This is a genomic window from Chengkuizengella sediminis (genome assembly GCF_010078385.1).
GTDB lineage: Bacteria > Bacillota > Bacilli > Paenibacillales > KCTC-33759 > Chengkuizengella > Chengkuizengella sediminis.
The window spans coordinates 51,919-75,175 of sequence record NZ_SIJC01000002.1 but is presented as its reverse complement, the minus strand read 5'-3'; the positions used below and the strand labels follow the sequence as shown (position 1 = coordinate 75,175).

The 23,257-nt window shown below is 36.3% G+C and carries 12 protein-coding genes and 3 pseudogenes; all 15 read right to left on the bottom strand.

The features are described 5' to 3' along the window. Positions 1 to 93 precede the first annotated feature (93 nt). Positions 94 to 870, bottom strand: coding sequence for a class I SAM-dependent methyltransferase (locus EPK97_RS04900; protein ID WP_170295460.1), 777 nt, complete (start codon positions 868 to 870; stop codon positions 94 to 96). Then, the gene (locus EPK97_RS04895) at positions 854 to 1,423 is read right to left on the bottom strand and encodes a GNAT family N-acetyltransferase (RefSeq protein ID WP_162035503.1); all 570 of its coding nucleotides are present in this window, start codon (positions 1,421 to 1,423) and stop codon (positions 854 to 856) included. The genes EPK97_RS04900 and EPK97_RS04895 overlap by 17 nt, the downstream gene beginning before the upstream one ends. A gap of 62 nt (positions 1,424 to 1,485) precedes the next feature. Beyond that, the gene (locus EPK97_RS04890; RefSeq protein ID WP_162035502.1) at positions 1,486 to 2,124 is read right to left on the bottom strand and encodes an MSMEG_1061 family FMN-dependent PPOX-type flavoprotein; all 639 of its coding nucleotides are present in this window, start codon (positions 2,122 to 2,124) and stop codon (positions 1,486 to 1,488) included. Positions 2,125 to 2,328: 204 nt separating this feature from the next. Beyond that, positions 2,329 to 2,661 carry a helix-turn-helix domain-containing protein gene (locus tag EPK97_RS04885; RefSeq protein ID WP_162035501.1) on the bottom strand — a complete coding sequence of 111 codons (333 nt, stop codon included), beginning with the start codon at positions 2,659 to 2,661 and terminating at the stop codon, positions 2,329 to 2,331. 284 nt (positions 2,662 to 2,945) lie between these two features. Continuing rightward, positions 2,946 to 3,560 carry a bis(5'-nucleosyl)-tetraphosphatase (symmetrical) YqeK gene (gene yqeK, locus EPK97_RS04880; protein ID WP_162035500.1) on the bottom strand — a complete coding sequence of 205 codons (615 nt, stop codon included), beginning with the start codon at positions 3,558 to 3,560 and terminating at the stop codon, positions 2,946 to 2,948. A 70-nt stretch (positions 3,561 to 3,630) separates the two neighbouring features. Further along, complete coding sequence (locus EPK97_RS04875; RefSeq protein WP_162035499.1) at positions 3,631 to 3,876, bottom strand: DUF2164 domain-containing protein; 246 nt, start codon at positions 3,874 to 3,876, stop codon at positions 3,631 to 3,633. 99 nt (positions 3,877 to 3,975) lie between these two features. Further along, positions 3,976 to 4,734, bottom strand: a complete 759-nt coding sequence (locus EPK97_RS04870) for an alpha/beta fold hydrolase (protein WP_205690228.1) — start codon at positions 4,732 to 4,734, stop codon at positions 3,976 to 3,978. A gap of 370 nt (positions 4,735 to 5,104) precedes the next feature. Next, on the bottom strand, positions 5,105 to 8,839 hold the full coding sequence (locus EPK97_RS22525) for a glycoside hydrolase family 6 protein (RefSeq protein WP_162035498.1): 3,735 nt from the start codon (positions 8,837 to 8,839) through the stop codon (positions 5,105 to 5,107). 71 nt (positions 8,840 to 8,910) lie between these two features. Next, a pseudogene (locus tag EPK97_RS22520) lies at positions 8,911 to 9,906 on the bottom strand (fibronectin type III domain-containing protein); the annotation flags it as partial. Between the two features lie 48 nt (positions 9,907 to 9,954). Further along, positions 9,955 to 13,665: pseudogene (locus tag EPK97_RS21705) on the bottom strand (glycoside hydrolase family 48 protein); the annotation flags it as partial. A gap of 21 nt (positions 13,666 to 13,686) precedes the next feature. Further along, positions 13,687 to 15,450: pseudogene (locus EPK97_RS21700) on the bottom strand (glycoside hydrolase family 9 protein); the annotation flags it as partial. A 142-nt stretch (positions 15,451 to 15,592) separates the two neighbouring features. Continuing rightward, positions 15,593 to 18,772 carry a glycoside hydrolase family 9 protein gene (locus tag EPK97_RS04845; RefSeq protein ID WP_240903715.1) on the bottom strand — a complete coding sequence of 1,060 codons (3,180 nt, stop codon included), beginning with the start codon at positions 18,770 to 18,772 and terminating at the stop codon, positions 15,593 to 15,595. Between the two features lie 893 nt (positions 18,773 to 19,665). Next, positions 19,666 to 20,100: a DUF6526 family protein gene (locus tag EPK97_RS04840; protein WP_162035496.1), complete on the bottom strand. Its 435-nt coding sequence runs from the start codon at positions 20,098 to 20,100 to the stop codon at positions 19,666 to 19,668. Positions 20,101 to 20,233: 133 nt separating this feature from the next. Then, the gene (locus tag EPK97_RS04835) at positions 20,234 to 21,682 is read right to left on the bottom strand and encodes a bifunctional 2-methylcitrate dehydratase/aconitate hydratase (protein ID WP_162035495.1); all 1,449 of its coding nucleotides are present in this window, start codon (positions 21,680 to 21,682) and stop codon (positions 20,234 to 20,236) included. A gap of 90 nt (positions 21,683 to 21,772) precedes the next feature. After that, on the bottom strand, positions 21,773 to 22,888 hold the full coding sequence (gene mmgD / locus EPK97_RS04830; protein WP_162035494.1) for a citrate synthase: 1,116 nt from the start codon (positions 22,886 to 22,888) through the stop codon (positions 21,773 to 21,775). Positions 22,889 to 23,257 lie beyond the last annotated feature (369 nt).

Genomic DNA, 23,257 nt, shown 5'->3' with positions numbered 1-23,257 from the left:
ATACTACGTAATATCCTTCACCCGGTTTTTTTGTGTATTTAATGCTAAATTTTAATTCAAGATTATTACTGTACATTCCTATTAATTTAGTACTTACACATCACCATAATAAATTTCCGTATTATATTGAAAAGTTACTTTCCCATTCTCATTATACAAATTAAAGATCTCTTGTAATTTCTCCATAATCATCTCATAATTTTGATCGCCTGACGTTGGTGAATACGAAGAGGACAAGAGTCTACCCTTTAATTGCTCAAAATTAAATAACTGGTAATTTGGACATGTAAATGTTTTATACCCTTCCTTACTGAAAAAGGAATTAAATTCACGATGTCCTATATTTTGATGATTCACTTCATTGTAATCATTTGCATATTGTTTTAATAAGTTTTCATAAGCTACTGAAAATTCACTTTCTTCTGTTAAACGATTGTTCCATATTAAAACTACCTTCCCATTCGCTTTTAAAATTCTTTTAAATTCTTGTTTTGTTATTTGCAAATCAAACCAATGAAAAGCTTGTGCAGATACGATAAAATCAACTGATTTTTCGGGTAAAGTTGTGTTTTCTGCTGATCCACTAATTGAAGTAAAATTTTTATAATTCTCTAGTGAACTTTCAGCTGCTTCCCTCATCTCCTGATTAGGTTCAACCGAATACACCTGTGATTCTCTATCCAATAATAATTTAGTAAATATACCTGTTCCAGAACCTACATCTGCAATCATTGAATTTGGTGCAAAACTTAGTTCATCATATAAAAAATCTATTGCTTTTTTTGGATAGCTAGGACGATATTTTACGTAATTCTCAACTCTGTTAGAAAATCTTTTTTTATTATCCACTTCATCACTCCATTTCTTCATTAAGTATCACCATATGAATATGATCTTCCCATTTTCCATTGATTTTTAAATATTTCTTAGCTAATCCTTCTGATTCAAATCCCAATTTCTCAACTGCTCTTAATGATGCCTTATTTCGAGGCATAATGTTTGCTTCAATCCGATGTAATTGTAATTCGTTGAAAGCATACTCAATCACTTTTTTGATGGCTTCCGTTATATAACCCTGGTTTATTTCTTGCTGACTCAATTGATAACCAATATGACACGATTGAAAAACACCCCGAACAATGTTATTTAAAGATATAGAGCCAATGATTTCCTCTGATGCATCTTCTTTTTTAAAGATCCATACTTTAAACATAGACCCATCATTCATTTTCTTGAAATCCTCTTTTAATTTTTGAAATTGAAAATGTTTTTCATAAAAGACTTCATCAACTAACGGACTCCAAGGATACAAAAACTTTTTGTTTTTAATTAAATAACTTACAACTTTATCCGCATAGGATTCATCGATTATCCTTAATAAAAGTCTATCCGTTTCAATCGATAAGTTTTTTACTTCGTTCACAAAAAAACCTCCTAAGTTGTTTTATCACTTCAACTACAACCACATACCTTTATGTTCTCAAATTAATAGAGTCGTTTAGTATAACTCTCTTGAAGTGATTCTTCCATTTTTTTAGAAGTCAAATTACTGTCATTCACATGAGCAGCCATCATATGTGGGATCGAAGGTAAACTCTCTTTATCAGCCCATGTATCCTGATCCCATAACTGAGACCTAATCAGAGCTTTAGCACACTGTACAAAACACTCTTCAATTTGAATGCCAATCCCTAATAAAGGAACTCGTTCATTTACTGCCATTTGTTGCAAAATTTCTTGATCTTTAATCACACACGCCTTCCCATTGATTCTTAATGTTTCCTTTAATCCAGGTATTAAAAATATAAGTCCAACATGTGGATTTGATAAAATATTGGTAATGGAATCTATTCTTTTATTCCCTTGTCGCTCAGGTATAATTATATGCTTATCATCTATAATATGAACAAACCCAGGGGCATCACCACGTGGAGAAACATCACAAATTCCATTTGCATTTGAGGATGATAATAAAGCAAATGGAGATAAACTTAAATAATGACGACAATGTGAATCAAGCTTAGAAATCACTTTCTTTATTGCTCGTTCACTAGGGTACCCTAACATTTCTCTTATTTCTTCCTCTGTAGTTACAACTTCTTTGAATATTTCTAAATGATCCATTTTTCACCTCCATTTTTCGTATATGATTATTCCATGTTCCCCAATTTTTACACTATTAAGGTTTTCAATCACATGGATTAGTTAGATGAAAAAAACACCTAATGAATAGTTACCTATTTTTAGATGTTCAATCATTCAGACTCATTTCGGTATAATGTTAATATTACGGTCATTAACATAAAAAGATTCAATTGAAGAAAAGTGTTATTTCCCTGCTTTATTTTGTTTCCACAAACGATACATCTCTAGAGTATCTTTTAAATGCTGTGCCTCATCATCTGTTAACTTTACATACTCACCGTTAAAATAAATTTTATTATCCAAGCTTCCTTTCACTTTGGTTTCCCCTGTAAGAAGCCAGTCAATTGAAACCTCATAAAGGTCTGCTATTTTTTGTAATATTTCATTATCTGGTTCAGATTTATCGTTCTCATACTTTGAGATTGTCGTAAAATCTATCCCTAATAGTTTTGCAACTTGACTTTGAATCAATTGTTTATTTTTGCGTGCTTTTTTTAATCTAGCGCCAAAAGTCATAGATAGATCACCTCTGACCTTAAGTATAAAGGAATTGAATAAACTACAAAATAAAGTTGAAAATAATTCAAATAAACTATTGATTTTGAATTAATTTCAAGTTAAACTGTGTTTATAGAATTTTTTTCAATAAAAGGAGTAATTATGGAATATTTGTTTTATTTGTGGATATTAGCATTTTTATTTTTTATTCTTGCCATTATTATTGAAATCAGAGTTACTTCAAAAAACAGAAGATCTACTTTTCATCATAAAAAAAAGAAATCAAACGGTCATGATGATTCTTAAATGACTTCTTTTAACTCAAAATAAGCATCTGCTAACCATGGATGTACAACCTTTAAAGAGTCTCGTTGATCCCATAAAAATTTAATATATGAAAATGCAGCATGCTCTAGTGATTTTTCCATTTGAGTTAAAAGTTGGTGGATATATGGTGGTTTTCCTGTTTGATCCCATTCAATTTTATCAGCAACAAATAACACTTTATCTAAACTAGTTGAATTAGCACACAATGTAGTATGACATCCAATTGCATCCAAAATAAAAGGATCATTGATTTTAAATATCTCTTTTGCCATAACCCTTGAAATCTTTTGGTGAATAATGAGTGGAAACTTTTCTTCCTCTGGTAAAATATCGATACTTAATTGTTTCGCAACTTCTATTCGTTCATGATTTGGAAATATACCACTAATGTCATGTAATAAACCTGCTATCTCTGCTGCCTCGGGATTCACGTTGAATTGGAGTGCTAGTTTTTTAGCTTCAGCTGCCACTCTAATAGAGTGTTCAGCAATAATAGGTTTATCATGAATTTGCAAAATGCGAACGACATCTTTTTCAAGAACGCCCGTGAGATCAACCGGTTCTATTTTATCTAAGAGATATGAATTCATACCCTATCCTCCTAGTTTAATCATCTATTTTTACATAGAATTCTTTGCGTTTTACTTTTATTATAGACTTTTATCTGAGTTGCTTTTCTAAAGAATACAAATCGTCTTCTAAGTGCACCATCTTTTCATTTATTAACGTTCTTGCATCATTAATGGCTTGATTATATATGTAGGGTCCAAGTTCTTTCATAATAAATTCAAGAAAATTTTCTGCAGCTAGATTCCCTATCTCCTCTGAACGTTCCATTTCAAAATAGTGCTGTATGTTTGATATCATTTGATCCCTTTGTTCCTTAGGTAACTTTGTTGGTTTCATAATTTCACTCCCTAAAATTTTATTATCGTTACAATTTACTTTAATCATTCTAATCTACCAATCATATTATTATACTTTGAAACTATTACAATTTGAAATCTAACCTTCTTTTACTCTATACAACCATTCTTCCACCAATGAGTTGAATAATTTACTTTGTTCGATTTGCAAATTGTGACCAGCACGATCTAATACAACAAAACTACCTCTTGGGTAATTTTCCATCAATCCAATTGCGTCTCGGTATCCCGTGAAAGAGTCTTGCTTTCCTAATAAAAATAAGACAGGATTTTCGTAAGGTTCAGTCAACTGATCCACTTCAAATGAAAATCCATATCCTTCATCTTTTAGTCTTTGAATAAACTCTACATTTGCGATGTGAGCTCCCGATAAAATCTCTTTCTTGAATCTTTCAAAATGGTATGTATCCTGCACTACAGCTAACGTTTGAAACTCTTCAATATTTTCGTCTTTGGTAAATACCTCTATGAATTTCTCATTTTTGTATATTACTTTATGTTCTGGTAAATCTCTTTTTGAATTGTCAGAGAAAATCATTGGACAGATGAGCAGCATCCCATCTATACTAGATGTTTTCTTTTTCAATACTCCTCTAGATATGTAACCTCCGTAGGACTCCCCAATTATTAGAAAGTTTTGATCAGGTATAACCTTATCAATGAACTCAAGTACGATCTCTAACATTTGATCTGAATTTTTGATCCAGTCTTTAGCTTTTGTTTGACCCATTCCCGGAAAATCTAAATAAATTCTTTGGTAATCATTCTGACGATCCTTAAAAACAGGTTCCATACATCCTTTCATTACTTGTGAATCTAATGAATATCCATGAAGCATAATGATAGGTTTTCCTGTTCCGTAAACTTCATAATAAACTGATATATTATTTAAGTGTCACTCCATTATTTAAACCCCCTTATCTAATTTTTTTCATCTCCAATTTAAATCAGCTCATTTACTTTTATTTTATCATAATTTAACTAGAGCATTTTTGCTGTGGTTTCCGGTTTAAGTTGATCAATTAATTCATAAATATTCGTACAATCCAAATCGACAATTTAACGCATAATATCATGAACGCAATTTCGATTTGGAGGTAAAACATATGACACACCTAAGTTTTTATCTAATTTCATGATTTTTCATAAGATGGAAATCAAAAACTAAAAGGCGCCCAAACGAATTGGACGCCACGTACTAATCTTTTTTAAGGTTCAATACCCCACACTAATTGGCCATTATGATAAAGTGTCACTCGATCCCAATCCATGAACGATGCGATCGAACCATCAAATGAATAGTCATTTGTCTCATCATAATTGCTCCAGTCTAGTTTATTATTCCGAGTTTGAATCTCTCCACTTTGTCCACCAGCTGAAATGCTCCCTGCTCCTGCAGTAAAAGTTACTTCTACATAATGATCTGCTTCAGCTGTGCCTTGAGTCATTTGAATGTTTGTTCCATTCACATTAGCACAGCCAACTGTAGCATAATCACAATTAAATTGTTCTGACTGGTCCCCCTCTAGAGTGTAATAATATCGAATCGTTAAATCACTTAAAGATATATCCGAAGACCCATTATTCACAATATTAAAATGTGGTTTAAATTGATTATCTGAAGTGTTGGTGTCACTCGCTTTGTATTGTAAAACAAGCTCACTAGGCGTTCCTCCTCCATCTGACTGCGGTGTAGCACTGACTTCAGCTGAATTTCCGCTTTCACCTGCCTGATTTTCCGCACTGACCACATAATAATAGGTTGTATCGTTGGTCACACTTGTATCTGTGTAACTTGTAGATGTTACTCCTGCAGCAATCGTTGCATAAGTTCCTCCTGCACTGGTTGAACGTTTCACATTATAACCATCAGCTTCACTTTCCACATTCCAGCTTAAGTTGACTTCTCCATCTCCTGCACTAGCTGTTAATCCTGTTGGGTTTCCAGGAATGGTGACACCGCTTTGTGGTGTGGCACTTACTTCTATTGAATTGCCACTTTCACCTACCGCATTTTCAGCACTAATCACATAATAATAAGTCGTTTCATTGGTTACATTTGTATCTGTGTAGTTTGTGGATGTTACTCCTGCAGCAATCGTTGCATAAGTTCCTCCTGCACTGATTGAACGTTTCACATTATAACTATCAGCTCCACTTACTCCATTCCAGCTTAGCCCCACTTCTCCATCCCCTGCACTAGCTGTGACTCCTACCGGGGCTGCTGGAGGTGTTGGATCTCCACCACCTGATCCATCAGGTTCTATTCCTGAAATGAGCACTCCATTTTGATACAATGTCACTTGATTCCATTCTGTAAAGTCCGTAAGGTTCCCATTAAAGGAATAATCATTTATTTCGTTCAAATTGCTCCAATCTACTTTATTACTCCGTGCTTGAATTTCACCACTCTGTCCCCCAGCAGATAAACTTCCTGCTCCTGCTGCGAAACTAATTTCTAAATAATGATCTGCGTCTTCTACTGGATTACTCATTTGTACATGAGTTCCGCTTATATTCCCACATCCTAACACAGCATAATCACAATGGAATTCAAAGGATTGGCTGCCATCCGCAGTGTAATAATAACGAATCGTCAGTTCGCTTAATGGTATAGCACTATTTCCTGTGTTCACCATATTAAAGTGAGGTTTAAATTGATTATCTGCAGCATTTGTATCCGCTGCTTTGTATTGGAGTTGAATATCACTTGGAAGTTGAGGGGTTGCACTGACTGTGTTCGAATCTGTTGTTCCTGATCCATTCTCAGCAGTAACAATATAATAATACGTTGTTCCATTCGTTAAGCCAGTATCGTTATAAGCTGTTGTTGTTAAACCAGTGGCGATGGTTGTGTATCCACCACTACTAGATGTAGAACGTCCAACTGAATAACTATCTGCGTACGAAGAATCAGACCAAGATAGGTTTACCATTTCATTACTGGCTTGTGTATTTAAAGTGAAACTATCTGGAAGTGGAAGTTGTGGAGCTGCTGAAACAGTATTGGAATCGGTACTGCCAGAGCTGTTATTTGCAGTAATTACATAATAGTACGTTGTACCGTTTACAACATTCGTATCATTATAGGTATTCGCTGTTAAAGCTGATGCGATTGAAGTGAATGGACCGCTTTGAGTTTCACTACGTTTCACATCATAACTAATTGCATTAGAAGATGCAGACCAGCTTAAATCTACAACTTCATTTCCTGCTTCTGCAGTTAAGGTAAAGTTACCTGGTGCAGGCGGTGGGTTAGGAATAGCTGAAACTTCACTAGAATTTGCTGATTCTCCAATATCATTTACAGCACTGACTACATAATAATACGTTGTGCCGTTGGTTAGCCCTGTATCTGAGTAATTTATACTTGTAATGTTGCTTGCTATCGTTGTATATGGACCTCCTGAAGTTTCTGAACGTTTGACATTATAACTATCTGCTCCTATTACACTGCTCCAGCTCAAACCTACAACACCGTCATCTCCGATAGCAGTTAATCCATTAGGTGCATTTGGTGCGGTATTATCAGTAGGCTGAATAGCTGGGTAAGCATTTTCTACTAACATGACAAACTGTTCATGAAACCAGTGTCCTGCTAAAGGTGCATCAGGCATAGCCCCTGTAGGTACTCCAGCATTAGCACCATCTGTATATTCTGGATCGCAGTTTGGATCGGGATTTTTCCCTTCGTCATTATCAATAAATTCACTAGCACCGTCAGATTCTCCAGGAGGTTTTACCCATACAAAAGCATCCAAATGAGTATTTTCAAATTCACCAGAAGCCACTTGTGGAGGTAATCCCATTCCTGCTCCATCGACATTACACCACAAACCGCGATGATCTCTAAGATCAATACGTCCTGAATCAACATAACTATTCACTGTATCACCACTAGCTTCAGTTGGACGATCAACTCCCCCCCAACCGTTACGTGAAGTATCGATGATAAAACCAATATCTTGTGGAAATCCACTAGCTACAAAAGCATTGTATAATGCCTCTGTAAAATCAACTTCATCAAAATTAGGGTTCCACTCGTAAAAATTAGAGGATCTCAAAGGCTGACCACCGATATTTAAATTTGGATCGGTTAAATATGGCTCTTCAAGGGGAGTGTAATTTGAGGTATTTGTAATAAATCCATCGATACTTTGTAAACCAGCCGATGTATCTTGGACTACATCAGTATACAAACTAACTACTCCTTGTAAATTATTGTCCCATCCTAACCAACCGGAATGAGCGATGTCCATATAAATGTAAACATTATCAATAGGGTGAAGTTGATTAAGTGCATATTGAGTAGCTTCTACTTGAATACCGCTTGAGTTCGCTTCTGCGCACTCAGGATCACTTAGATTCGTTACTAGATTAGGTAGTCCGTCAGGTTCAATGACCGTTACAATTCGAATATCCTGATACTTAGGGTCAGAAAATACGGATACTATAGGATCAATGTACTCTGTTTTATATCTTTGTAGACCTTCTTCTGAAAGTGGTAGTTCACCATTGGATGCTAATGCAGCGCAGTCTCGACCTGGAAGGTCATAAATAACAATTGTAGCCGTAATTGGAGTGTCACCTTGCTTTTGTGCAAGTACAATGTCCAAGTGATCAGCTAAGCTTTTACGTCCGTTATTTATATCTCCACCATGGATGGCCGCTATGCGATCAAGCCAAACTGCTGTAGGGTAAGATTTTATTGTTTCCATTTTTGAGGCTAGATCACTATCATTTACAAGTGCAATAGAAGAGTCTATTAATTCAGCATAATCAGGATTCACATACGAAGTTGCCCCTTCAAATGGATTATCAACATGCGTTTCACCATAAACTATTGAAGTAGATTTTGGAATGATGCCAATAAATAAACTTAATATTAATAGAATCGCAAGCATAAGTATGATGTTTTTGCTGTACAATTTTTTATAATTCATCATTTCACTTCCTCATCAATTTTATTTTAAGAGGCACTCAGACCATGCTGAGTGCCTAGAATTAATATTATTTAAGGTTCAATACCCCACACTAATTGACCATTTTGATAAAGTGCCACTCGATCCCAATCCGTAAATGCAGTCATGCTGGCATTAAACGAGTAATCATTGTTTTCATTATAATTGCTCCAGTTTGTTTTATTGCTTCTCGTTTGAATTTCACCGCTTTGCCCTCCAGCAGCTATCATACCTGCCCCCGTAGTAAAGCTCACCTCTATATAGTGATCAGCATCTGCCGTAGACTGACTCATAGCAACATGTGTGCCGCTTACATTCCCACAGCCTACAACAGCATAATCACAATGGAACTGCTCTGTTTGGCTACTATCAATCGTGTAGTAATAACGGATTGTTAACTCATTTAATGCTATATCTGTATTTCCATTATTCACAATATTAAAATGTGGTTTAAACTGATTGTCTGTTGCATTAGTATCCGCTGCTTTGTATTGCACAACTAGATCACTAGCTGTACCTCCTCCTGATGGCGTTGCACTTACTTCTGTTGAGTTTTCACTTTCACCTACCGTATTTTCAGCACTCACCACATAATAGTAAGTGGTTCCGTTTGTTAATCCTGAATCCATGTAATTTGTGGAGGTTAGCCCTGTCGTTACCGTTGTATATACTCCCCCTGCACTGGTTGAGCGTTTCACGTTATAACTGTCTGCTCCGCTGACTGAACTCCAGCTTAAATCAACTTGGCCATCTCCTGCACTAGCCGTCAAACCCGTTGGTACTGCTGGAAGCGTAACACTGCTTTCAGGTGTTGCATTCACCTCTGTAGAATTCCCGCTTTCTCCAGCCTCATTTTCAGCACTCACCACATAATAATAGGTGGTTCCGTTTGTTAATCCTGTATCTGTATAATTAGTAGAGGTTAATCCTGTAGCTACCATTGTATAGGTTCCACCTGCACTGGTTGAGCGTTTCACGTTATAGCTGTCTGCTCCGCTGACTGAACTCCAGCTTAAATCAACTTGACCATCTCCTTCATTAACCATCAAACCCGTTGGTGCTGCTGGAGGTGTTGGATCTCCACCACCTGATCCATCAGGTTCTATTCCTGAAATGAGCACTCCATTTTGATACAATGTCACTTGATTCCATTCTGTAAAGTCTGTCAAATTCCCATTAAAGGAATAATCATTTAATTCGTTCAAATTGCTCCAATCTACTTTATTACTTCGTGCTTGAATTTCATCACTTTGTCCCCCAGCAGCTAAACTTCCTGCTCCTGCTGTGAAACTAATTTCTAAATAATGATCAGCGTCTTCTACTGGATTACTCATTTGAACATGAGTTCCACTTACATTTCCACATCCGACTACTGCATAATCACAATGGAATTCAAAGGATTGGCTGCCATCCGCAGTGTAATAATAACGAATTGTCAATTCGCTTAATGGTACGGAACTATTGCCTGTGTTCACAATATTAAAGTGAGGTTTGAATTGATTATCTGCAGCATTGGTATCCGCTGCTTTGTATTGGAGGTTAATGTCACTTGGAAGTTGAGGTATTGCACTGGCTGTATTCGAATCTGTTGTTCCTGATCCATTCTCGGCTGTAACAACATAATAATACGTTGTGCCATTCGTTAATCCAGTATCACTATAGACTGTCGATGTTAATCCAGTTGCTACTGTTATATAACCTCCACTACTTGATGTAGATCGTCCAACTGAATAACTATCTGCGAATGATGAAACAGACCAAGATAAATTTACCGTTTCATCACTGGATTGTGTACTTAATGTAAAACTTCCTGGAGGTGGTAGTTGTGGGGTTGCTGAAACAGTATTGGAATCCGTAATACCAGAGCTGTTATTTGCAGTAATAACATAATAGTACGTTGTGCCGTTTACAACATTCGTATCATTATATATATTCGCTGATAAACCTGATACTATAGATGTGAATGGACCGCTTTGAGTTTCACTGCGTTTCACATCATAACTAATCGCATCAGAAGATATAGTCCAGCTTAAACCCACATTTCCATTCCCTGCTTCTGCAGTTAAAGTAAAGTTTCCTGGTGCAGGCGGCGGATTAGGAATTACAGTAACTTGACTGGAATTCACAGACTCTCCTATATCATTTACTGCACTGATAACATAATAATACGTCGTGCCGTTTGTTACTGTAGTATCTATATAACTTGTAGTTGTTACATTGTTTGCTATCGTTGTATATGGTCCACCAGAAATGGTTGCACGTTTTACGTTATAATTGTCTGCATTAAATACATTATTCCAGCTTAAGTTCACTTCTCCATCATCAGGAAGAGCAGTAACTCCTGTTGGTGCATTCGGTTCAGTCGGAGTAGTATCTCCAATTAAACGATCAAATTCAGCATAAGCCGTTGCCATATCCACTTGTGACCAGAACCTGTGATAAGTAAAAGTTGGTGTTCCATTCTCCCATGTTTCAGTTCCTGCATTCCAAGAAGAATTATATAAGTTTTCTAAATAAGACCAGTTTGGATCATTTTTAATTTCTGGACGTAATTCATGATGGCTAATATATACTCCGTCTCCACCCTTACTTGGATCAGAAGGAATTCCACCTGCTCCTGGGATGGTATTGCCTTGACCAAATGTTCCAGTCCATCCATCAGGGAAATAAATTTCTTTTTCAAAATAACGATAATAATCTCCTCTTTGTTCCTCAGTTACAATCCCTACACCGTCGTTAAAACTCCATGCTACGTTCAATAATTGCTCTGCCATATCCTTAGCTTGATTTCCCAGTACTGAATAATCCCCATTTTCAGCTTTTGTACCTGCTGCGTAGAAGGTTAACGCTTTGATGTAATTTCCTAATACCCCTACATCTTGACTGGCACCCTTAGCAATCGCATGGTAATCAGGATTTCCAGTAAAATTTTCATATCCATTCCATGTATCAGGCTGACCACTCCACTCTTGACCTCCAAGAATATAAAATTGACCTGGATCAGGTGTTGTATCTATATCTGGATTCATACCTCCTAAGATCTGTTCCCCATTCGTATCTAAGAAATAATCATCACCATCTGTTACTGGCTTCTCATTTACGAACGTATAATCAATGGACCAATCGATCCATTTATCAATCACTTCTTTTGCCATTTGGAAATTCGTAGAACTTGTATCTCCATTCTCAGCTAAAATGTAATAATATTCAGCTACTCTCTCTAGTGGCCATGTTTGGAATCCAAACCATGTATTTGATGGAGGGTCATGATATACAGGATCTTCGTCGTAAGCTAAATCGTAAAATGTACTTACACCTGAAGGATAACTTGAATAATCTCCACCAACACTATTGGTGGCTCCTCCGCCTACACCACCTTCAGCAGATAATAGCCAAGTATATAATTCTAATTGACGTTCTAAAGATAATTCCCAATCTTCTTGAGCTGTAGCAGATTCAGGAATTAATCCCCCTTGAGATAATGCATAAGCTGCTACCGTATTTTGATACGCTTGATGTGTATGGCTTGAACCTATTCTCCATGACCAATTGCCCGCACCCATCTCGCCGAGTCCTCCACCCCATGCAGTGTACCATGACATGAGATAATGACTTGCATTTTTACCAGTACCAGGTGTAGGAGTGCCATCAGATGCACTACCAATTTCTTGGAAATATTTATCATACATGCCATAACGTAAATAATCTCCCATTTTTTTCGCTTTATCTAAATAATTTGGATTGTTGTACCCTAATTCCTTTGCCCAATACATGACCTGTACTGCTCGAGCATCCGCATCTGTTGCAGCCGTATATCTCCATTGTGGAGCAGGAGTCGCGCCGTCATCTACGAATAAGGAAACAAAACCTTCACCTGGTTTTCCAAAAGTAAAATCATCTTGTGAAGGATGTGTTACTGCCTCCCATACTGATTCTTGTTCTCCTCTTTGGAACGTATTTACATATGTTGAAGTATGAGAAGGATTCAAGGTATTGCCGTAACCATACCAGTCATCTACATCCAAAATCCAGTGCATTAAATAAGTTTCATTATCTCCATAAGTTGCTGTTAATTCCGCATCTAGTGGATCAGATCCCGCTTGTACAGAATTGCCTAATAAACTAGGATACATGTCTGGATAAGGATGTTCAGGTGCATAAGTGGCAGGACTAGATGGATTATAATAACTCATCGTTGGCTGTTCCTCTACACCATCTCCTTCATTAATTGGCAAAATAAAGGTTTCCAAGTTATCCCAAGCGTCCTCTAATGGTGTCCAATTATCAGTAAAGTAACCATATAACGTTTCTAACCATAACCAATAACTATAAGCTTCTGAGGTTGTCATGTGTCCATAATCTGGTGCTTCACTTAATAACGTTTCAATGGAATGATACGGAATTCCTTCAGGTGAAAAGTATCCGTTATTAGGATCTTTAATTTGTTCATACATCGTTAAAAATCGTGCTTCATTCTGAGACATATCCCCAGGCTCTTCTGGCATTACTGCAACTTGATTTGAATCATTTGATTCTCCAACTTCATTCACAGCACTAACAACATAATAATACATTGTGCCATTGGTTAATCCGACATCGGTATACGACGTTCCTATAACATTGTTTTCAATCGTATTATATGGACCTCCTGAAGTAGCTGCTCGTTTTACTGTATAACTATCTGCATCAGACACGCTGTTCCAGCTTAATGATACTTCCCCATTTCCAGCAGAAACACTTAATGAAGATGGGGCACTCGGTACAGTTGGAACATCAGGTGCGCTTAAATCCGCTTGTGTATCATTTATATACTGAGATATCCAAACTAATGGAGCATTCCAGTTAATTGTATTCTCTTTAGATGCCCAAGCACTAGGTGCTGTATCTTTATCTGCATAGGATTTGGCTGCTGGTTGCCCTTGTGGTGTAGCTGGATCATTTGAATTATCGTTATTGGGTCCTCCTGACAACCATCCTTTTGGATACGGTGTTCCTCCTTGATATTTGCCCCACGCCCAACGATCATGTGTGTCTGATTCATTAAATTCACCATAACCGGTAATGTAGGAAATTTTCATTGCATTGTTGCCCATCAAGTAATCCATAGTTTTATGGATGCCTTTTAAATACGTTATATCTCCACTAATGTCATAAGCAAATGCCATAAATATCATTGAATTCACGATAAATGAGTTAGAACCCCATGGATAGGTATTACTTCCAGACAGAGGAACTGGATATCCTTCTGTAGTTAATACATTCATAATGTTTAAATCTACATGAGTTAAAAGATTATTCTCCATATCTGTGATGTCTTGTGCTGGAAGATCATTTGCAGCTGTCAATAACGATAATGTTCCTGCACCCGTCACTTCTGCCCAATCAAAATGACTTATTTCTTTATAATGCTGTGAATTCACAACAGATGATTGGTAGGTTTGTTCATCACTATCATTCAAAGCATAGGCAGTTAAATAAAGTTCGACAGCAGCTGTGTATTGATCATCACTATTTTTCGTATCTCCATAATCCCCACCGCCAGTTGCATCACCTGTACTATCTGAATAATCTACATTTGGATTGGCTTCCGCTCTAGTCCATGCTAATTCCGCTGTATTCCATAATTCTGCAGCATAAGCTGGGTCATAAGCATTCAGCAATCTAGCTAAATGTGCAAGATTACGAGCAACAGCATACGTAGCATTTGTAGAAGGGGGCTGTGCGAATCTTTCCTCTCCATTTTCTCCAGCAATATTTGTTAGTGGAAAAGCACTCCAGTTGGTATTGTGAACCTTATGTGAGGCTAATCCACCTGAAGCAGGCAACATCCCTTTCATAAATGTTGAACCAAAATTCACTTCATCTAATATATCTGGGATACCATTCCCGTTTTCAGGAATATTTAAAGATCCATCTGGGAAAACGGATGGATATCTTTCTAATAAATTTAATAATGTCCAAGCTGAAATCGCTTGATTCACTGAATAAATGCCAAAATCCCCGGCATCTGCCCATGAATTTTTTACATCTAAAACATCTCCGTTGCACCAGTCGTTATAACAGCTAATACTGCTATCCCCTGGATGAAGGGCACTATGAGCAAAAGTAGGATCTGTCAAATATTGCACCTCAATATCTGTACCCATTCTATGAAAATAGAAATACTCCATCGCTTCTTTCGCAAGATTTGGATATAAATCTGTACCAATTGTAAAAGGAACACTTTCACCTTCTCCATTAACCCAAAGGGTGTAATTACCTGAAGTAGTTACCGATGAAAAATCTGCATGATGTACAAAATCACCAGAAGCTAGATCATTTCCATACACTGAAGTTGTTCCGTTAGCAACAACATTCCCGCTTCCTATTTCCCTTAACTCCCAATTGAGGGATGATGTAGAGTTATTGATAATCGTGGCGACTTTATCTGCATCTTGTAAATAACCGATCTGATTGACACGCACGTTTCCAGTATCAAAGTCTGCTTGAACAAAAGATACATTGATGGTAGATAGTATGAGCAGCAATGAGGTGAAAATCACAAAACATTTTCTCTTTAACTTATGGTTATTAAACAAAAATATTTTCCCCATGAATATTTAATCTCCTTTCATCTATCAAAAAATAAGACAACTATAAATAATATACTTAATGGAACCTTTCTTTCAGTGGGGTCTTCTTCTCAATCCCCACTGAAAGACTGAAAATAAAATATCACCTAGATACCATAATGACCTATGGTTCAATACCCCACACTAATTGACCATTCTGATATAAAGTCACATGATCCCAATCGGTAAATTGAGTTTTGCTTGCATCAAAGGAGTAATCATTCGTTTCATCATAGTTACTCCAATCCATTTTATTATTACGTGTCTGTATCTCCCCACTTTGACCTCCAGCTGCAATACTGCCTGCACTTGATGTGAAACTAACCTCCAAATAATGATCCGTACCTGAGGATGGGCTCGTCGTTACAAAGGTTCCATTTAAATTTGCACACCCTATAGTTGCATAATCACAATGGAATTGCTGTGATTGATTACTGTCTATCGTATAGTAATAACGTATCGTTAAATCATGGAGAGACACTGGACTATCCCCATTGTTCACAATATTAAAGTGAGGTTTGAAATGATTGTCAGTAACATTTGTATCTCCTGCTTTATACTGTAAAGCTAAATCTCCCATTACCGGTGCGTTTGGAGTGACATCTGTAACGTTAGACTCCACACTGCCTGCACTGTTTGATGCTACCACTTTGTAATAATAGGTTGTGCCATTTGTAACTGTTGTATCTGAATAAGAAGTAGTTGAGAGTCCAGATTGTACGCTATTAAACGGTCCACTCATGGAAGTTGATCGTAAAACTTCATAACTGTTTGCATAGGCAGAAGTAGTCCAGTTTAAATCCACCTGTCCATCATCTGCTGTTGCTGACAAAGTAAAGCTGCCTGGCTGCTGTAATTGTGGAGTAACTTGAGTCTCATTTGAGGTTGTTGTACCTGCTCCATTATTTGCAACTACTTGATAAAAATAGGTCGTGCCATTCGAAACGGAAGGATCTGTGTAATCACTTAACGTTATTCCATTTGCAATTGTTGTATAAGGTCCACCGCTTATTTGTGCCCTTAACACATCATAATGGTCAGCATCACTAGATAAACTCCAACTGAGATCCACCTGTCCATCACCTGCTGAAGCGGATAAAGTAAACGCTCCAGGCTGTGGTAAAGATGGTGTGCCATTTACTTCAGATGAATCTGAGCTTTCCCCAGAACTATTTGAAGCACTGATCACATAGAAATACGTCTCCCCATTAGTTAAACCCATATCTGTATAACTGTTATTAGAGGTTGAATCAACAATAGAATAAGGTCCTCCACTAGTTCCAGATCTTTTGATGTTATAACTATTTGCTCCAGTTGCATGATTCCAGCTTAAAGTAACTTGCCCATTCCCTTCTGTTGCTAATAAATTTATCGGTATACTAGGAGGTACAGCGGGACCCGGTTCATCACCAAACACCTTCATTCCATCATCAAACACGGGAATATATGTCGTTTTAATCACTGAAGAACCAGAAGCTAATCCTTGATATGAGTAATCATTACTTGGATCCCAGAACGTAGTTCCTGATGGTGCTGCCATTCTAAATTGCACTTCTTTTTTATAAGCTGATTGCCCCCCTGGGTAAATTTCAACACCCGTAAAATCCACAAGAACATAATATATATTGTTATCGATGTCAAAAGGGATAAAACCTGATACAGTTGAGCCTTGATTGTATGCAGTTGACGTGGATAGATCATTAATCGTATAACCTGCGTCATATACTTCAGATAAATCCACAAAATATTTGAAGGATAATTTATCTCCCATTCTTGCTGGCCATCCCGAACGATTGTTTAACAAAGCCTTAATTTCAGTATAAGTTGCTCCTGAACTATTTACTGATGCCTCTACGAACATCTCATCATCACGTACTTCTGGTTGAGGGAAGTTTGGTAGTGGTTGCTGCCCAGCACCATACATTAAATTCATCTTTGCTAACGCACCTGTAAAACCAGCATTATAATCTGTGGCAACCTCATTACTAACGTAATCACCGATGTCATCTGTGTAGTTATCATTTTGGTCTGGTCCGCCAACTAAAGCACCATATAATACATGACGATGATTTTGTGGAACAGATTGGCTATCTGCCCAAGAACCATGAGAGGTACGATGATGAGGATGCTCTGGTGGATTATTACTGTAACCGATTACATAACTTCGATTATCAGGGTTATCACCAAGCATATATAGAAGCTGTCTTTCTGCAAAATCACGATATTTTTGTGCTTTCACTGGATTGCTAGCTTCTAACCAGTCTGAGTATACAAATGCTAAAAAAGAAGCGTTCGCAGCATATCTTAAAACACCCCACGTATCTAACCAAGCTAAACCGCCAGGTGTATAGGTAATCTGTTGTCCTGTATCCTCAGTCCCAGTTGTCCAGTAGTCTAAATTTCTTTCTGTTGAGTTTATAAACTGACTATCTCCAGTAATTCTAGACAATAAAAGCTGGGCTCCGTAATGTTTATCATCCCATGCTTGTGTCCATAAATAACCCCAATATGGCGTTTGACCCTCTGTACCCCAATCTGATGTGGAAGTGATCGCTTTATTTAAATAAGTTTCATCATCTGTTGCTAAGTACAACCATACTGCTCCCCAGGTAATTTCGTCTTCATAACCACTCCATGAGTTATAAAATGAAGCAGCATCTGTAATGCAATCTGAATATTTCCCTCTATATTGATCTGCAAAATCATATAACTGGATTGCATGTTGCAATAAAGTAGCAGCATAGGTGGGATCAGTTTCTTCAAAAATGATCGATGAAGCTGCCAAAGCAGCAGCTGTTTCACCTGCTAAATCAGAACCAGGACAGCTTGCATCAATTTTGTAGGATGGGCGAGCCATTTGCATCACTTCAGCAGGTCCCCACCATGCGTGATCCACTCCACCAGATCCTATTTGACCATACAATTCATTAGGAGCTGTATGAGCTTTAATGAAATAATCTGTAGCCCATTTAATGTTGTCTAGTATTTCTTCATATTGGCCTGCTTGTATGTAACCATCCTTATATTCGTAAACTGACCAAGCCAACATTGTTGTAGTTGCTGCCATAGGAAATCCAAACTTTACATGATCTCCTGCGTCGTACCATCCTCCAGTTAAATCCAAGCCTACATCCGCACCATCATTTAATCCTGAATCACCACGCCATTCTACTCTGTTATCATCAGGTAATTCACCAGAACGCTGTGCTTCGTAAAAATAAATAGACTTTTGAAGTGCTTCTGCATAATTATAAGTACTTGGTGCAGCATCAACTCCACTTCCTTTTTGAAAATTTTCAAACATACCAGAAAACAATACCAGTAATGACAGAAAACAAATCGTCATATTTCGAAAAATTTTCAATGTACTTTCCTCCTGATCATTAAATTTTTTCAAACCTATAATGAAACCGATCCTAAATTAAATTCACCTCCTTTAAAAAAAAAATAAAATTTCAATCTTATGACTGAAATTTTTCTGGAAAAGACACAATACAATCTATATTCATCCACAAAAGTGCTTATTCACTTGGCTCAATATAACATAAGAGGATATTTTATAATCCATATTTTTTTAGAGTAGTCATCTATACGTCATAAGTGATAGTAGAAATAAAAATCTAATAAAATTAACACTATTAAAGTGATTTTTTTTAAAAGTAGAGGATTGAATAAAATTCTAACTTGTAGATTTAAGGTGAGAATGTAAATTGAGACTTCACATTTTAGTATAGTTTCAATAAGTGGTATCACTACTAGAAAGAGTATAGTAGTGGTAGTAGAAAAACGAAGACTAGTGAAAAAAACTAGAATATATATTTTATTTAACTAAACAATAATAGATTTCACTTTTTCTGTCACTAAAATAATTTAATATTTCACTTTAAAATTTTAAGAAATATCTAAAGTATTTTTATTTATAATGCATGGGAAGTATTATAATCTCCTTACACTGTTATAACTAAATAACTCAAACACTGTGTTGTACGGATATAATCAGCAATGAAAGACTAGGCAATTACATTTACGAAATCGTATACCAATCCAATAAAATTAAAAACCTTTCTAGTACTAGTTTACAATAAGTGTATGATACGTGAGAAAAATATTTTTTGATGTAATTTGAAGTAAGTATTTAGTTTAAAGGAAACTAAAAGAGCGCTTTTCAGCGCTTTTTATATCTTAATTTACATCTCTTTACACACGATAATAATCTCCACGCCAATTCTTTACTGCTTTTTTAATTTGTTTCTTATCCAGATTTTCTTTACTCGCTTGTTCACATAAAGCTGGAAACTCTTCATCACTTGCAAATCGCAAACCAATAATTTGACTGATTGTTAAACTTGGATCTAATAAACGGCCTGTAAGAACATAATGACGCAAATTTTCTTCCGAACGAATTACACGATCTTGAACCTTGATGGAATATATCCTTACAAGTCCAAAAACTACAAATAGTCCAATAGAGCCTCCAATCCAAAGAAGAGCAATAGAAATATTTTCCCCTGATGAAATGGATAAAACTAAATTAATGATTGTACCAATAAAAACCATTAGTACTATGGGTGCACCAATATAATGATACATTGGGTGCAACCGAGCATGATTACGATAGTTTTGCTCATTCATTTTAATCTCCTCCTCTATACCTAAATTTCTATGAAAGTGCAAAATATATTATGCTTCTGTGGTTTTTATCTTCAAGTAAAAATACCCTCCGACCAAACATACGAATCGAAGGATACTTTTATAAAATATAAATTTAAATGATGAATAATTTCATAAAATCATGCACTGCCGTTTCTTCCAACTTTTTCTGATCCATGCAAAGCTCAACGATTTTTTCTACTTTTTTAGCAGGAAATCTTGTACCTAGATTATTTTCAAACTTCTCTAATAGTTTTGGTTTAGCCTCTGCTCTTCTTTTGCGATGACCAATCGGATATTCAACTTCCACTTTGTCTGTTTTACTGCCATCTTTAAAATGAATTTGTATTGCATTTGCAATAGATCGTTTATCTGCATCTAAATAATCCACACTATATTGTTCATTTTCCTCGACAATCATTTTCTCACGTAAGAGATCAATCCTAGGATCTACAGCGAATTCCTCTTCATAATGCTCTGCTATTAAATCTCCATAAATTAAACCAATTGCAGTCATATATTGCAAACAATGGTCACGATCTGCTGGATTTTTCAACGGACCTTTTTTATCAATGATTCGAATTGCAGCTTCATGAGTATTGATTGTGATTTTGTCAATATCTTCTAAACGATCCTTTATATCATGATGAAGTTTCACAGCACATTCAACAGCTGTTTGCGCATGAAATTCAGCTGGGAATGATACTTTAAATAACACCTGCTCCATCACATAGGAATCAAAAGGACGGGCAAGTGTTAATTGCTCACCTTTAAATAAGACATCCTGAAAACCCCATTTGTCAGCTGTCAATGCAGTAGCATAACCCATTTCTCCCTTTTTAGCCATCAATGATAACCATACAGCACGGCTTGTTGCATCCCCAGCAGCCCATGATTTACGTGACCCTGTATTCGGAAAATGCCGATAGGTTCTAAGACTTGCATTATCAATCCAAGCATTTGAAACCGCATTCATAACTTCTTCTAAATGACCACCTAACATAGCAGCGGCTACAGCAGTGGAAGCTACCTTTACATACAAGACATGATCAAGCCCAACTCTATTTAAACTATTATCTAGCGCTAGTACACCTTGAATTTCATGTGCTTTTATCGAAGCGGTTAACACATCCTTCATTACTAGGGGTTCTCTTCCTTCGATTACTCTTTGACGACTCATATAATCCGCTACAGCTAATATTGCACCTAGATTATCTGATGGGTGTCCCCATTCCTGTGCCAACCAAGTATCATTATAATCAAGCCAGCGAATCATAGTTCCGATATTAAAAGCACCTTGAACCGGATCTAATACGAATTGTGTACCTGGAACACGTACACCATTTTCTACATTTGTCCCAGGTACGATAGGACCAAGATGTTTTGTACACTCTGGAAATCGTAAAGCAAGCATTGCACACCCTAATGAATCGATTAATACGTATTTAGCAGTATCATATGCTTCACTGCTATTCACTTTGTAATTTACTGCATATTCTGCTATCTCTTTTATGAGAGAATCAAAACTTTGTGTATCTGTATTTGGAGATGTAATTTGACTCATATTATGATTCCTTTCATTTTTGTTATTTAATATATTTATAGTTTAACATACCGAGATGTGAAGGGTACCAATACTAGTGAATATATGACCTTACGGATGAAGATTTCGAGGTCCTAAGTACTTCACTCTAGGTCTAAACAATCGGTTATTTTGATTTTGTTCATCTACATGTGCACTAATGCCAACAATACGAGAGGATAAAAAGATCGGTGTATATAAATCAATTGGAATATCTAATAAGTAATATACAGGTGCAGCATAATAATCTAAATTTGGATACAATCCTTTTTCTCGTTTCATCACTTCTTCACCTATGACACACATATCATATAATTCTCGATTCCCTTTTTCTTCAACTAGCTTCAACAATGCTTCCTTCATTAGTAATGCGCGAGGATCCATTTTCCTCATATAAACTCGGTGTCCAAACCCCATAATGCGCTCTTTATTCGCTAGCTTCTCTAAAATCATCGGTTCGATTTTATCTTTTGTTTCTGCTTCTAATAACATTTTCATCACTGCCTCATTCGCTCCACCATGAAGGGTTCCTTTTAATGAAGCAACAGCTCCTGTTAACGCACCATAAATATCTGCCTGTGTTGAAGTAATAACCCTTGCTGCAAAAGTAGAATTGGGCATTTCATGTTCACTGTAAACCATCAATAGTTGATCAAATGCTTCAGTTTCACTTACTGAAGGCGTTTTTCCAGTAATCATATACAGGAAGTTTGCACTGTACGATAGATCTTGTCTAGGTTCAATGAAGGGTTGATTCACTTTTGCATGGTAACTATTAGCAACGATATTAGGTACTTTAGCTAACAATCGAATCGCTTTATCACGGGTTGAAGTTTGTGAGCGATCTTCAAGGTCTTCTTCATAACCAGCTAAAGCAGAAACGCCTGTACGCAATGCGTCCATGGAATGAGTTTTAGATGGTAATAGTTTTAATATGGATAAAATATTTTCTGGGAGCTGATACTCTTTTTGTAGTTGTGACTCTAGTTCCTTTCGCTGTTCGTTTTCTGGTAGATTACCATCTAATAGAAGAGAGATGATATCTACATACTTCACATTTTTTGCTAGTTCAATCAAATCATAACCACGAATTACGATTTCCTCATTTTCCACATCTAAATAGGATATATTCGTCTCACAAGCAATCACTCCTTCTAAACCTGGTATGTATTGTTTTTCAGTCTGCATACATTATTCCTCCTCTTTGTTTATAACAAAATATAATAAATAAGAAAGCATTTTCAATATATGTTTATTATATTATAATATCACTTTTTTGACTAAATGAATATTTAAGTCAGTTCTAGTTATTGTCTACAAAAACAATCCTTTTTGAAAAAGATGAGTCAAAAAGGATTCCACATCAACTATACAGACCTGATTAGCAATCCCCACTTAAACAAAATATACATATATGTATATTGTTTTATGAAACATTTGGAATATAGGAGAAAAATAGAATATTTCCCAATTTTTAATTAAATACGAACATAAACAGTGTTTTTATTAATTAGATCTATTATGTAAAGTGAATTATGTAATAGACATAGGGAAACA

Bases quoted from the DNA above. Each gene is read 5' to 3' on its own strand.
- EPK97_RS04875 (WP_162035499.1), bottom strand. From the start codon at position 3,876: ATGAAACCAACAAAGTTACCTAAGGAACAAAGGGATCAAATGATATCA.
- EPK97_RS04835 (WP_162035495.1), bottom strand. From the start codon at position 21,682: ATGAGTCAAATTACATCTCCAAATACAGATACACAAAGTTTTGATTCT.
- EPK97_RS04885 (WP_162035501.1), bottom strand. From the start codon at position 2,661: ATGACTTTTGGCGCTAGATTAAAAAAAGCACGCAAAAATAAACAATTG.
- EPK97_RS04890 (WP_162035502.1), bottom strand. From the start codon at position 2,124: ATGGATCATTTAGAAATATTCAAAGAAGTTGTAACTACAGAGGAAGAA.
- EPK97_RS04845 (WP_240903715.1), bottom strand. From the start codon at position 18,772: ATGTTTGAAAATTTTCAAAAAGGAAGTGGAGTTGATGCTGCACCAAGT.
- EPK97_RS22525 (WP_162035498.1), bottom strand. From the start codon at position 8,839: ATGAATTATAAAAAATTGTACAGCAAAAACATCATACTTATGCTTGCG.
- EPK97_RS04900 (WP_170295460.1), bottom strand. From the start codon at position 870: ATGAAGAAATGGAGTGATGAAGTGGATAATAAAAAAAGATTTTCTAAC.
- EPK97_RS04870 (WP_205690228.1), bottom strand. From the start codon at position 4,734: ATGCTTCATGGATATTCATTAGATTCACAAGTAATGAAAGGATGTATG.
- mmgD (WP_162035494.1), bottom strand. From the start codon at position 22,888: ATGCAGACTGAAAAACAATACATACCAGGTTTAGAAGGAGTGATTGCT.
- yqeK (WP_162035500.1), bottom strand. From the start codon at position 3,560: ATGAATTCATATCTCTTAGATAAAATAGAACCGGTTGATCTCACGGGC.
- EPK97_RS04840 (WP_162035496.1), bottom strand. From the start codon at position 20,100: ATGAATGAGCAAAACTATCGTAATCATGCTCGGTTGCACCCAATGTAT.